Source organism: Propioniciclava sp. LT294, from assembly GCF_059516005.1.
This window is the reverse complement of the sequence record NZ_JCAKNG010000009.1, coordinates 90793-104847: the sequence shown is the minus strand read 5'-3', so window position 1 is coordinate 104847 and position 14055 is coordinate 90793. Positions and strand designations below refer to the sequence as shown.

The window sequence follows — 14055 nt, the reverse complement described above, 5'->3', positions numbered from 1 at the left end:
GTGGGAACGGCTCGGGTTCGACACCATCGACGATGAGGCGTTCTTCCAACTCGTGCTCGCCCGCTTGGTGGAACCCACCTCGAAGCTGGACAGCGTCCGGGTGATCGAGGAGCTCGGGCTGGTTGCCGCGCACCGCAACACGTTCACCAAGGCGCTGCGACGATGCGCTGACAAGGACTACCGCGACCAGATCGCGCAGGCGTGCTTCCAACACGTGTGGGCCGAGCGGGGTGGTGACGTGTCGCTGCTGTTGTACGACGTGACGACGTTGTACTTCGAGACCGACACCGAGGACGACCTCCGCAAGGTCGGATTCAGCAAGGAACGTCGGGTCGACCCCCAGATTGTGGTCGGCCTGCTCGTGGACCGGTCGGGCCACCCGTTGGAGATCGCCTGCTTCGAAGGGAACAAGCCCGAGACCCACACGCTCATCCCGGTCATCAAAGCCTTCCAACAGCGCCACCAGGTGGCGGACATGGTGGTGGTCGCTGATGCGGGCATGTTGTCGGCGAGCAACCTGAAGACGATCGACGAGGCTGGCCTGCGGTTCATCGTCGGCTCCAGGATGACCAAGGCTCCCCATGATCTGGCCAAGCACTTCCGCTGGCACGGCACCGCGTTCACCGATGGCCAGGTCATCGACACGATCACGATGCGGTCCACCGCCCCCGACCCCGACCGGGTGAAGACGCGCGCCGAACCCGTGTGGGATCCCGTGGCGCATCCCACGGCGTGGCGGGCCGTGTGGCAGTACTCAGCCAAGCGGGCAGCCCGGGACACCCGCACCCTGACCCTGCAACGCGACCGTGCCCAAGCGGTCGTCGACGGTGACAAGCCGGCCAAGAAGGTCCGGTTCGTGAAAACCACCGGCCAGCAGGCGAGCCTCGATGAGTCGTCCCTCGCCCGCGCCCAAGCGCTGGTCGGCTTGAAGGGCTACGTCACCAACATCACCAGCAGCGTCATGCCCGCCACCGAAATCATTGCCAGCTACCACGACCTGTGGCACGTCGAGCAGTCGTTCCGGATGTCCAAGAGCGACCTGGCCGCGCGTCCCATCTACCACTACTTGAAGGATTCGATCGAGGCCCACCTCACCATCGTGTTCACCGCACTCGCGATCGCCCGCGACCTGCAAGCCCGCAGCGGCTGGTCGCTGAAGAAGATCGTCCGCGGACTACGCCCGTTGCAGCAGGTCACCATCCAACTCGGAGGTCAACAACTCCAAGCCGAACCCCGAATCCCCGACGACATCGCCCAAGTGCTCGCCCGTTTGGGTCACTAAACGTGTGCAAGTCAGGCGATTTGGGCGTTACCGCCACCGTGACGTAGAGTAGGTCAACGAAGCCGAAGACCGCTGGTTTCTGCCCTCGGGCAGTGCAAATCCCGCGCAGGTGACACGATCGAATCGCTGGTCTCCAGCGTGCCCCGTGCGCTTGCGCCCGGGGTTTTTCCATGTCTTGGGCCTGACTACAAGAAGTGGGAAGGAGACCCATGGCGAGGCCGGACAAGGCAGCCGCGGTCGCTGAGCTGAAGGATGCCTTCAGCAGCGCGAACGCCGCTGTGCTGACCGAGTACCGCGGGCTCACCGTGAAGAGCATCAAGGCCCTGCGCCGCGCTCTCGGTGGGAACGCCACGTACGCCGTCGCGAAGAACACTCTGACCCAGATCGCCGCCAAGGAAGCCGGAATCGAGGGGCTCGACGAGCAGCTCTCCGGTCCGACGGCGATCGCTTTCATCAACGGTGACGTTGCCACCGTTGCGAAGGGTCTGCGCGACTTCGCGAAGGAAAACCCGCTTCTGGTCATCAAGGGTGGCGTCATGGACGGTCGTGTCCTCGACGCCGATGCGGTGAAGAAGCTCGCCGACCTCGAGTCGCGTGAGGTTCTGCTCGCCAAGCTGGCTGGTGCCATGCAGGCGAACCTCAGCAAGGCTGTCTACCTCATCGCCGCTCCGCTGTCGCAGGCCGCTCGTGCCTTCGGCGCGCTGGAGGCTGCGGCGGGGGAGAACCCGTCCCTCATCGGTGGCGCCGGCCAGGCTGCCCCCGAGACCGACCAGAAGCCCGACACCGCCGAGGCTGCCTCGGCACCCGAGGCAGCGCCCGCTGCCGAGGCAGACGACACCGCGGCCGAGTCCGCGGAGTAATTGAAAGGAAGCCACATCATGGCGAAGCTCACCAACGACGAGCTCCTTGACGCCTTCAAGGAGATGACCCTGATCGAGCTCTCCGAGTTCGTCAAGCTCTTCGAGGACGCCTTCGGCGTCACCGCGGCCGCCCCGGTCGCCGTGGCCGCCGCCGGCGCTGCCCCCGCCGCCGAGGTCGAGGAGGAGGAGGTCTCCAACGAGGTCGACGTCATCCTCGAGTCCGCCGGCGACAAGAAGATCCAGGTCATCAAGGAGGTGCGCGCCCTCACGTCCCTCGGCCTCAAGGAGGCCAAGGACCTCGTCGAGGCCGCCCCGAAGGCCATCCTGGAGAAGGTTGCCCGCGACGCGGCTGCCAAGGCCAAGGAGCAGCTCGAGGCCGCCGGCGCCACCGTCACCGTCAAGTGACCCTGTCGCCTGCGCTCTGACGCAGCACTGCAAGGGCCCGTGGGATTCGTCCCGCGGGCCCTTCGCGGTTCCGGCCCCCGGCCACGCTGGGGCGGATTGGTGCTTTCTGCGCCCACCGCCTGTAAGCTGCTCGCGTCCGAATCCGGAGCAGCGTGGCTCAGGGACCCGGAGCCCGGGGCGCAGCACGACTTGCGCGCTCCCCCTTGGCGAGCTAGTATCAGGCTTTGCCCCAATTGACGACCCGTGACGATTTGACGCGGGGCGTTTCGCATGCAAAGAACCTCCCAGCCCGGGTTCTATTGGAAGGACCATAGTCTTGGCCGTCTCGCGCACTGCGTCGAAGAACACCAACGTCGTTTCCAGTGTTGGCCGGATCTCGTTCGCGAAGATCCATGAGCCCATGGAAGTTCCGAACCTCCTTGATCTGCAGGTCGACTCGTTCGACTGGCTCGTCGGCAACGACGTGTGGCGCCGGCGCGTCGCGGATGCCCTGGAGGCCGGACGTACCGACATCAACACCAAGTCCGGTCTCGAGGAGATCTTCGAGGAGATCTCCCCGATCGAGGACCTCTCGGAGACCATGTCGCTGAGTTTCCGCGACCATCGGTTTGAAGACCCGAAGTACACGGTCGAGGAGTGCAAGGATCGCGACGTCACCTACGCCGCGCCCCTCTTCGTCACCGCCGAGTTCGTGAACAACGAGACCGGTGAGATCAAGTCCCAGACCGTCTTCATGGGCGACTTCCCGCTCATGACCGACAAGGGCACCTTCGTCATCAACGGCACTGAGCGCGTCGTCGTGTCGCAGTTGGTCCGCAGCCCCGGTGTCTACTTCGAGCAGACCCCGGACAAGACGTCGGACAAGGACATCTTCAGCTGCAAGATCATCCCCTCCCGCGGTGCATGGCTCGAGTTCGAGGTCGACAAGCGCGACATGGTCGGCGTCCGCCTCGACCGCAAGCGCAAGCAGAACGTCACCGTCCTGCTGAAGGCCCTGGGCTGGACGAACGAGCAGATCCTCGAGGAGTTCGGCGAGTACGAGTCCATCCGGCTCACCCTGGAGAAGGACAACACGGCCAACACGGACGAGGCGCTCCTGGACCTCTACCGCAAGCTGCGCCCGGGCGAGCCGCCGACGCGCGAGGCCGCGCAGGCGATGCTCGACAACTACTACTTCAACCCGAAGCGGTACGACACCGCCAAGGTCGGTCGCTACAAGATCAACAAGAAGCTCGGCCTCTCGCAGCCGTTCGACCAGCAGGTGTTGACGATGGAGGACATCGTCGCGTCCATCCGCTACGTCGTCGCCCTGCACGAGGGCAAGGAGATGCTGGACGACGTCCCCGTCGAGACGGACGACATCGACCACTTCGGCAACCGTCGGCTGCGCACGGTCGGTGAGCTGATCCAGAACCAGCTCCGCATCGGCCTGGGTCGTCTCGAGCGCACCGTCCGCGACCGCATGACGACGCAGGACATCGAGGCGATCACGCCGCAGACGCTGATCAACATCCGTCCCGTCGTGGCGGCGCTGAAGGAGTTCTTCGGCACCTCGCAGCTGTCGCAGTTCATGGACCAGAACAACCCCCTGGCCGGCCTCACGCACAAGCGCCGCCTCTCGGCGCTGGGCCCGGGTGGTCTGTCCCGTGACCGTGCCGGCATGGAGGTCCGTGACGTCCACCCGTCGCACTACGGCCGCATGTGCCCGATCGAGACCCCTGAAGGCCCGAACATCGGTCTGATCGGCTCGCTGGCGTCCTTCGCCCGGGTGAACGCGTTCGGCTTCATCGAGACGCCCTACCGCAAGGTCGTCGACGGCCACGTCACCGACCAGATCGACTACCTGACCGCCGACGAGGAGGACCGCTACATCGTCGCGCAGGCCAACGCGCAGCTCGACGACCAGGGTCGGTTCACCGAGGAGCGGGTGCTCGTCCGTGTCAAGGACGGCGACGCCGCTGAGGTCCCGGCCGATGAGGTCCACTACATGGACGTCTCGCCGCGCCAGATGGTGTCCGTCGCGACGGCGCTGATCCCGTTCCTCGAGCACGACGACGCGTCGCGTGCCCTGATGGGCGCCAACATGCAGCGTCAGGCCGTCCCGCTGCTCCGCAACGAGGCCCCCTACGTGGGCACCGGCATGGAGTACCGCGGCGCGGTCGACGCCGGCGAGGTCACCGTGGCGAACAAGGCGGGCGTGGTCACCTCCGTGTCCGGCGACATCATCGACGTGATGAACGACGACGGTACGCAGACGAGCTACCGGATGGCGAAGTTCGTCCGGTCCAACCAGACCACCTGCATCAACCAGCGCCCGCTCGTCTCCGACGGTGACCGCGTCGAGGTGGGCACCCCGCTCGCCGACGGCGCCTGCACCGACAACGGCGAGATGGCCCTGGGCCGGAACCTCCTCGTGGCGTTCATGCCGTGGGAGGGCCACAACTACGAGGACGCCATCATCCTCAGCCAGCGCCTGGTCCAGGACGACATCCTCACCTCGATCCACATCGAGGAGCACGAGATCGACGCCCGCGACACCAAGCTGGGCCCCGAGGAGATCACCCGCGACATCCCGAACGTCGGCGACGACATGCTCGCCGACCTCGACGAGCGCGGCATCGTCCGCATCGGCGCCGAGGTGGGTACGGGCGACATCCTGGTCGGCAAGGTCACCCCGAAGGGCGAGACCGAGCTGACCCCCGAGGAGCGCCTCCTGCGCGCCATCTTCGGTGAGAAGGCGCGCGAGGTCCGCGACACCTCGATGAAGGTGCCGCACGGCGAGACCGGTACGGTCATCGGCGTCCGTGTCTTCGACCGCGACGAGGGCGACGAGCTCCCCCCGGGTGTCAACCAACTGGTCCGCGTCTACGTGGCCCAGAAGCGCAAGATCTCCGACGGTGACAAGCTCGCCGGCCGCCACGGCAACAAGGGCGTCATCTCCAAGATCCTCCCGGTCGAGGACATGCCGTTCCTCGAGGACGGCACCCCGGTCGACATCGTCCTCAACCCGCTCGGCGTGCCGAGCCGCATGAACGTCGGCCAGGTGCTGGAGACGCATCTCGGCTGGATCGCGCACAGCGGATGGGACATCGAGGGTGTCGACGAGCCGTGGGCCAACCGCCTCAAGGACGTCGGCCTCGGCCGCGTCGAGCCCAAGTCCAACCTCGCCACGCCCGTCTTCGACGGCGCGAACGAGCGGGAGATCGCGGGCCTGCTCGAGAACGGGCTGCCGCAGCGCGACGGCCTCAAGATGGTGGACGCCGGTGGCAAGGCGCAGCTCTTCGACGGCCGCTCCGGCGAGCCGTACCCGGAGCGTGTGGGCGTCGGCTACATCTACATGCTGAAGCTGCACCACCTGGTGGACGACAAGATCCACGCGCGTTCCACCGGCCCGTACTCGATGATCACGCAGCAGCCGCTGGGTGGTAAGGCGCAGTTCGGCGGCCAGCGCTTCGGTGAGATGGAGGTGTGGGCGATGGAGGCCTACGGTGCCGCTTGGGCGCTGCAGGAACTCCTCACGATCAAGTCCGACGACGTCCCCGGTCGCGTCAAGGTGTACGAGGCCATCGTCAAGGGCGAGAACATCCCCGAGCCCGGCATCCCCGAGTCGTTCAAGGTTCTCGTCAAGGAGATGAAGTCGCTCTGCCTGAACGTCGAGGTCCTGTCCTCCGACGGCACGGTGGTCGAACTGAAGGACTCCGAGGACGACTTCCACCGCGCTGACGAGTTCGGGATCGACCTGAGCCGTCGTCCCGGTGCCGACTCGTTCGCAGGTATCGACGAGGTCTGAGCAAGCCAAGCGGACGCCGAGGCGCACCCTCGGCGTCCGCCCACCCCGCAGGAACCTGAACCCTGCAACCCCCGCGCGAGGCGCCTCGCACGGGCCGTCCGGACCAGCGGCCACTGGTCTGAACAAAAATCCCCCGGCAGGGGAGAGAAGGAAGAAACGTGCTGGACGTCAACTTCTACGACGAGCTGCGCATCGGGCTGGCCACGGCGGACCAGATCCGCGAGTGGAGCCACGGCGAGGTCAAGAAGCCTGAGACGATCAACTACCGCACGCTCAAGCCCGAGCGTGACGGTCTGTTCTGCGAGAAGATCTTCGGCCCCACGCGGGACTGGGAGTGCTACTGCGGCAAGTACAAGCGTGTCCGCTTCAAGGGCATCATCTGCGAGCGCTGTGGCGTCGAGGTCACCCGTTCCAACGTGCGCCGTGAGCGCATGGGCCACATCGAGCTGGCCGCGCCGGTCACCCACATCTGGTACTTCAAGGGTGTCCCGAGCCGCCTGGGCTACCTGCTCGACATCGCGCCGAAGGACCTGGAGAAGGTCATCTACTTCGCGGCGTACATGATCACCTCTGTCGACGAGGATGCACGCCACCGCGACCTGAGCTCCCTGGAGGGCAAGGTCGAGGTCGAGCGCAAGCAGATCACGAACCGCATGAACGCGGACATCGAGACCCGCATGCAGAAGATCGAGGAGGACCTGGCAGAGCTCGAGGCCGAGGGGGCCAAGGCCGACCAGAAGAAGCGCGTCCGTGACCTGGGGGAGCGCGAGGTCAAGCTGACCCGCGATCGCGCCCAGCGTGAGCTGGACCGCCTCGACGCCGTCTGGGCCCGCTTCAAGAGCCTGAAGGTCCAGGACCTCGAGGGCGACGAGATCCTCTACCGCGAGATGAAGAGCCGCTTCGGCAAGTACTTCGAGGGCTTCATGGGCGCCGAGGCGATCAAGCGCCGCCTCACGGACTTCGACCTCGCGGCCGAGTCCGAGCGCCTCCGCGAGACCATCGCGACCGGCAAGGGCCAGCGCAAGACCCGTGCGCTCAAGCGTCTCAAGGTCGTGTCGGCGTTCCTCACGACGACCAACAGCCCCGTGGGCATGGTGCTGGATGCCGTCCCGGTCATCCCGCCGGACCTGCGCCCGATGGTGCAGCTGGACGGTGGCCGCTTCGCGACCTCCGACCTCAACGACCTGTACCGCCGTGTCATCAACCGCAACAACCGCCTCAAGCGCCTCCTCGACCTCGGTGCGCCCGAGATCATCGTGAACAACGAGAAGCGCATGCTGCAGGAGGCCGTCGACTCGCTGTTCGACAACGGACGCCGTGGGCGTCCGGTCACCGGTCCCGGCAACCGTCCCCTCAAGTCCATCTCGGACATGCTCAAGGGCAAGCAGGGCCGGTTCCGCCAGAACCTGCTGGGCAAGCGCGTGGACTACTCGGGCCGTTCGGTCATCGTCGTCGGCCCGCAGCTCAAGCTGCACCAGTGCGGCCTGCCGAAGAACATGGCGCTGGAGTTGTTCAAGCCGTTCGTCATGAAGCGGCTGGACGACCTCAACCTGGCCCAGAACATCAAGTCGGCCAAGCGCATGGTCGAGCGCCAGCGCCCCGTGGTGTGGGACGTCCTCGAAGAGGTCATCCAGGAGCACCCGGTGCTGCTGAACCGTGCACCCACGCTGCACCGCCTCGGCATCCAGGCGTTCGAGCCGCAGCTGATCGAGGGCAAGGCCATCCAGCTGCACCCGCTCGTCTGCACCGCCTTCAACGCCGACTTCGACGGCGACCAGATGGCCGTGCACCTCCCGCTGTCGGCGGAGGCCCAGGCGGAGGCGCGCATCCTGATGCTGTCGACGAACAACATCCTGAAGCCTGCTGACGGACGTCCGGTCACCCTGCCGACGCAGGACATGATCATCGGCCACTACTTCCTCACCACCGCCCGCGACGGGCAGCCCGGTGAGGGGCGCGTGTTCGCCAGCAAGGACGAGGCCTACATGGCCTTCGACCGCAACGAGATCAAGGTGAACTCCAAGATCAAGATCCGCATCTCCGGGCTCGAGCCGCCGGTCGGCGTCCAGGCCCGCGAGGACGGCTCCTTCATGCTGGAGACGACCCTGGGTCGCGCCCTGTTCAACGAGGCGCTCCCGGCCGACTACCCCTACGTGAACGACAGCGTGGGCAAGAAGCAGCTGGGCCAGATCGTCAACGACCTCGCCGAGCGCTACCACAAGGTCGACGTCGCCCGGACGCTGGACCGCCTCAAGGACATCGGCTTCCGCTGGGCGACCCGGTCCGGCGTCACCGTGTCGATCTCGGACATCCAGACCCCGGCCTCCAAGCCGGAGATCCTGGCGTCCTACGACGCGCGCGCCACGAAGATCACCCGCCAGTTCGAGCGCGGCAAGGTCACCGAGGAGGAGCGCCAGCAGGAGCTCGTCCAGTTGTGGACCGACGCCACCGCCGAGCTGACCGCGGCCATGGAGGCGAACTTCACCACCGAGAACCCGATCTTCATGATGGTGAACTCGGGTGCGCGTGGAAACATGACGCAGATGCGCCAGATCGCCGCCATGCGAGGCCTCGTGGCCAACCCGAAGGGCGAGATCATCGCCCGGCCGATCAAGTCGAACTTCCGCGAGGGCCTGTCCGTCCTGGAGTACTTCATCTCCACCCACGGTGGCCGCAAGGGCCAGGCCGACACCGCTCTGCGCACCGCCGACTCGGGTTACCTGACCCGTCGTCTGGTGGACGTGTCGCAGGACGTCATCATCCGCGAGGAGGACTGTGGCACGGAGCGGGGCCTGACCAAGGTGATCGTGGCCACCGGCCGCGACGGCAAGGTCGGCCCGGCGTTCAACGTCGAGACCTCGGTCTACGCCCGTACGCTGGCGTCCGACGTCACCGATGCCAAGGGCGACGTGCTGGTCGCCGCCGGCACCGACCTGGGTGACCTGGAGATCGGCGCGCTGATCGCCGCCGGCATCACCGAGGTCAAGGTCCGCTCGGTCCTGACCTGCGAGTCGAAGGTGGGCACCTGCGCCGCCTGCTACGGCCGCTCGCTGGCCTCCGGCAAGCTCGTCGACGTCGGCGAGGCGGTCGGTATCGTCGCCGCGCAGTCGATCGGCGAGCCGGGTACCCAGCTGACCATGCGTACCTTCCACACCGGTGGTGTGGCCGGTGATGACATCACGCAGGGTCTGCCGCGTGTCGGTGAGCTTTTCGAGGCCCGGACGCCCAAGGGCAAGGCCCCGATCGCCGAGGCCGCCGGCCGCCTCCGCATGGAGGAGGGGGAGCGCACCCGCAAGCTCGTCCTCGTCCGGGACGACGGCGAGGAGGACCTGGAGTACCCGCTGCCGCGGCGCGTGCGCCTGGAGTGGGAGGACGCCAACATGGTCCGCCACTCGATCGGCGACGGCGACCGTGTCGAGGCCGGCCAGCAGCTGTGGGCGGGCACGCTCGACCCGCAGGACATCCTGCGCGTCAACGGTCTCCGCAAGGTCCAGGAGCACCTGGTCGACGAGGTGCAGGCCGTGTACCGGACGCAGGGCGCCCCGATCCACGACAAGCACATCGAGATCATCATCCGCCAGATGCTGCGTCGCGTGACCGTCATCGAGTCGGGCGACACCACCATCCTCCCGGGCGACCTGGTCGATCGTGCGCACTTCGAGGCGCAGAACCGCAAGGCCATCACCGAGGGCCGGACGCCCGCGCAGGGTCGCCCCGTCCTCATGGGCATCACCAAGGCGTCGCTGGCCACCGAGAGCTGGCTGTCGGCGGCGTCCTTCCAGGAGACCACCAAGGTGCTCACCGACGCGGCCATCCAGGCCAAGTCGGACTCCCTGGTCGGCCTCAAGGAGAACGTGATCCTGGGCAAGCTCATCCCGGCTGGTACCGGTCTCGACCGCTACCGCAACATCCGGGTGGAGCCGACCGCCGAGGCCCGTGCCGCGGCGTACGACCTCAGCTACGACCCGTACGACTACGACATCGCCGGCACCGCGCCGGTCATGCCGAGCGACGAGTTCGACCTGGGCGACTTCAGCTGACCCGTCGGCTGAGCCCAAGGGCCCCGGAACCCCCGTGGTTCCGGGGCCCTTCCCGTCCCGGGCGAGGGAACCTCGGCAACCCGAGTTGGGGACGGGGCGTCGCGGGAGGTAGACTGAGCGCAACGTTCTTCGGCTAGTCATGGCCCGGGGCATCCACGGTCTTCCTTTTGACCGCCTCAGGGTCTAACCACTAGTCTTTGTCGTTGTGTTCGGGTAACCGAACGCCTCCGTGCCAGCCGCGGCTCCCCCGGGTGGGTGTGACCGGCCGGTTCGACCCCCACGACGGTTGAGGTCCGTTGAGCCCTGCGAGCTCTCGACACCGGCCGGCGTGCACCAGTGCTTGGCGCCCGGGAGGGAGCCAACAAACTCGAACGAAGGATTACCAGCCGGTGCCCACAATCCAGCAGTTGGTCCGCAAGGGCCGCAGTGACAAGAAGACGTCCAGCAACACCCCCGCGCTGAAGGGTTCGCCCCAGCGTCGCGGCGTGTGCACGCGCGTTTACACCACGACCCCCAAGAAGCCGAACTCGGCTCTGCGCAAGGTCGCTCGTGTTCGCCTGTCCTCGGGTATCGAGGTGACTGCGTACATCCCCGGCGTCGGCCACAACCTGCAGGAGCACTCCATGGTGCTCGTGCGCGGCGGCCGCGTGAAGGACCTCCCGGGTGTCCGGTACAAGATCATCCGCGGCTCGCTCGACACCCAGGGTGTCAAGAACCGCAAGCAGGCCCGCAGCCGCTACGGCGCGAAGAAGGAGAAGTAATGCCTCGCAAGGGACCGGCCCCGAAGCGGCCGATCGTCGTCGACCCCGTCTACGGCTCGCCGCTGGTCTCCCAGCTCGTGAGCAAGATCCTGCTCGACGGCAAGAAGACCACCGCGCAGAACATCGTCTACGGCGCGCTCGAGGGCACCCGGGCCAAGTCCGGCATCGACCCGGTGCAGACGCTGAAGAAGGCGCTCGACAACATCCGTCCGGCGGTCGAGGTCAAGTCCCGCCGCGTCGGTGGTGCCACCTACCAGGTCCCCGTCGAGGTGAAGCCCGCCCGCTCGACGACCCTCGCGATGCGCTGGCTGGTGAGCTACTCCCGCCAGCGTCGCGAGAAGACGATGACCGAGCGCCTCATGAACGAGCTCCTGGATGCCTCGAACGGTCTGGGCGCCAGCGTCAAGAAGCGTGAGGACACGCACAAGATGGCCGAGGCGAACCGCGCCTTCGCGCACTACCGCTGGTGAACTCCTTGAAGCTCTCCCCCGCCGCGAGGCGGGGGGGAGCTTCACGGCTGTCCCGAGTCGAAACGAACAACACGTAACTAGAGGGGAAACAACCCGTGGCCATTGACATCAAGACCGACCTGGCCAAGGTCCGCAACATCGGCATCATGGCCCACATCGACGCGGGCAAGACCACGACCACCGAGCGCATCCTGTTCTACACCGGCATCAACTACAAGATCGGTGAGACCCACGAGGGTTCGGCCACGATGGACTGGATGGAGCAGGAGCAGGAGCGCGGCATCACGATCACGTCCGCCGCGACGACCTGTTTCTGGCGCGAGAACCAGATCAACATCATCGACACCCCCGGTCACGTGGACTTCACGGTCGAGGTGGAGCGCTCGCTCCGCGTCCTGGACGGTGCCGTCACCGTGTTCGACGGAGTCGCCGGCGTCGAGCCCCAGTCGATGACCGTGTGGCGTCAGGCCAACAAGTACGGCGTCCCGCGCATCTGCTACGTCAACAAGCTCGACCGCACCGGTGCGTCTTTCGACTTCGTCGTGAAGACCATCCGTGAGCGCCTCAACGCGGTCGCCGCCGTCCTCCAGCTGCCGATCGGCGCCGAGGCTGACTTCATCGGCGTGGTCGACCTCGTCCAGATGCGTGCGCTCACGTGGCGCGGCGAGACCAAGATCGGCGAGGACTACACGATCGAGGAGATCCCGGCCGACATGGTCGATCGCGCCGCCGAGGCCCGCGAGGAGCTCATCCAGACCCTCGCCGACCACGACGACGAGTTCGCCGAGGCGTGGCTGCTGGCCGAGGACTCGGGCGACGAGATCGACGTGCCGACCATCAAGGCTGCCATCCGCCGCGGCGTCCTGGCCTCGAAGTTCACCGCCGTCGTCTGTGGCACCTCGTTCAAGAACAAGGGTGTCCAGCCGATGCTGGACGCGGTCATCGACTACCTGCCCTCCCCGCTGGACATCCCCGCCATCGACGGCTTCAAGCCCGGCGACGAGTCGGTGAAGCTCGAGCGTCACCCCTCGAACGACGAGCCGCTCTCGGTCCTGGCGTTCAAGATCGCCGCGGACCCGCACCTGGGTCGCCTCACCTACGTCCGCGTCTACTCCGGCGTGCTGAAGTCGGGCATGCAGGTGCTGAACGCGACCAAGGGCAAGAAGGAGCGGGTCGGCAAGATCTACCAGATGCACGCCAACAAGCGTGAGGAGATCGAAGAGATCGGCGCCGGCATGATCTGCGCGGTCATGGGCCTGAAGGACACCACCACCGGTGAGACCCTCTGCGACCCGGCCAACGCGATCATCCTCGAGTCGATGGAGTTCCCGAACCCCGTCATCGAGCAGGCCATCGAGCCGAAGACCAAGTCCGACCAGGAGAAGCTCGGCACGGCCATCCAGCGCCTCGCCGAGGAGGATCCGACCTTCCGCGTCCACACCGACGAGGAGACCGGCCAGACCATCATCGCCGGCATGGGCGAGCTGCACCTCGAGGTGCTGATCGACCGCATGCGCCGCGAGTTCAAGGTCGAGGCCAACATCGGCAAGCCGCAGGTCGCCTACCGTGAGACGCTCCGCCGCGCGGTGGAGAAGATCGAGTACACCCACAAGAAGCAGTCGGGTGGTTCCGGCCAGTACGGCAAGGTGCTCATCGCCCTGGAGCCGCAGGAGGCGGGCGCGGGCTACGAGTTCGTGAACGGCGTCACCGGTGGCCGCATCCCCAAGGAGTACATCCCCGCGGTCGACCAGGGCATCCAGGAGGCCATGGCCTTCGGTCCGCTGGCCGGCTACCCGGTGGAGGACATCAAGGTGACGCTGCTCGATGGCGCCTACCACGACGTCGACTCCTCCGAGCTCGCGTTCAAGATCGCCGGTTCGATGGTCTTCAAGGAGGCCGCACGCAAGGCCGACCCGGCCCTGCTCGAGCCGCTGATGGCCGTCGAGGTCACCACGCCCGACGACTACCTCGGCACCGTGATCGGTGACATCAACTCCCGCCGTGGCTCCGTCCAGGGCATGGAGGAGGCCCACGGCAACCAGGTCGTCCGCGCCCTGGTCCCGCTGTCGGAGATGTTCGGTTACGTCGGTGACCTGCGCTCGAAGACCTCCGGCCAGGCTTCCTACTCCATGGAGTTCCACTCCTATGGCGAGGTGCCGAAGTCGGTGGCCGACGAGATCATCGCGAAGGGCCGTGGCGGCAGCAACGAGTGACGCCCGTCCGCTGTGACCTCCGCGGGCCCCGCAACCGTTCCGGTTGCGGGGCCCGCGGCGTCCGGGGGAGTGGGCATCGACGCCGTGGGCCGCGGCGGGCGGCAAGTCGGATCGGGTTTTGACTGCGCGCCGTCGAGCGATAGGATTGGCGAGGTTGTCGCGTGGGCGTTTGCCCGGGCGGCGCACCCTAGAACTTGCTTCGCAACCTGCGGGGCGAAAAGCACGCCCCGCGAA

Annotated in this window: 8 protein-coding genes; all 8 read left to right on the top strand. The window is 66.7% G+C overall.

Annotated features, from left to right (window positions below; genetic code table 11):
- Window positions 1-1282 (top strand): IS1634 family transposase (locus AC5YDA_RS12195; RefSeq protein WP_496192738.1); only part of this gene is annotated, 1282 nt, incomplete at its 5' end.
- A 209-nt stretch (window positions 1283-1491) separates the two neighbouring features.
- On the top strand, window positions 1492-2142 hold the full coding sequence (gene rplJ / locus AC5YDA_RS12190; protein ID WP_496189867.1) for a 50S ribosomal protein L10: 651 nt from the start codon (window positions 1492-1494) through the stop codon (window positions 2140-2142).
- A gap of 18 nt (window positions 2143-2160) precedes the next feature.
- On the top strand, window positions 2161-2547 hold the full coding sequence (gene rplL, locus AC5YDA_RS12185) for a 50S ribosomal protein L7/L12 (RefSeq protein ID WP_496189868.1): 387 nt from the start codon (window positions 2161-2163) through the stop codon (window positions 2545-2547).
- A gap of 316 nt (window positions 2548-2863) precedes the next feature.
- Window positions 2864-6337: a DNA-directed RNA polymerase subunit beta gene (gene rpoB / locus AC5YDA_RS12180; protein WP_496189869.1), complete on the top strand. Its 3474-nt coding sequence runs from the start codon at window positions 2864-2866 to the stop codon at window positions 6335-6337.
- A gap of 158 nt (window positions 6338-6495) precedes the next feature.
- Window positions 6496-10377 carry a DNA-directed RNA polymerase subunit beta' gene (locus AC5YDA_RS12175; RefSeq protein ID WP_496189870.1) on the top strand — a complete coding sequence of 1294 codons (3882 nt, stop codon included), beginning with the start codon at window positions 6496-6498 and terminating at the stop codon, window positions 10375-10377.
- 389 nt (window positions 10378-10766) lie between these two features.
- Window positions 10767-11138, top strand: coding sequence for a 30S ribosomal protein S12 (rpsL, locus tag AC5YDA_RS12170; RefSeq protein ID WP_496189871.1), 372 nt, complete (start codon window positions 10767-10769; stop codon window positions 11136-11138).
- Window positions 11138-11608: a 30S ribosomal protein S7 gene (gene rpsG / locus AC5YDA_RS12165; RefSeq protein WP_496189872.1), complete on the top strand. Its 471-nt coding sequence runs from the start codon at window positions 11138-11140 to the stop codon at window positions 11606-11608. Before rpsL ends, rpsG begins: the two co-directional genes overlap by 1 nt.
- A gap of 95 nt (window positions 11609-11703) precedes the next feature.
- Window positions 11704-13821, top strand: coding sequence for an elongation factor G (gene fusA / locus AC5YDA_RS12160; protein WP_496189873.1), 2118 nt, complete (start codon window positions 11704-11706; stop codon window positions 13819-13821).
- The last annotated feature ends 234 nt before the right edge of the window (window positions 13822-14055 follow it).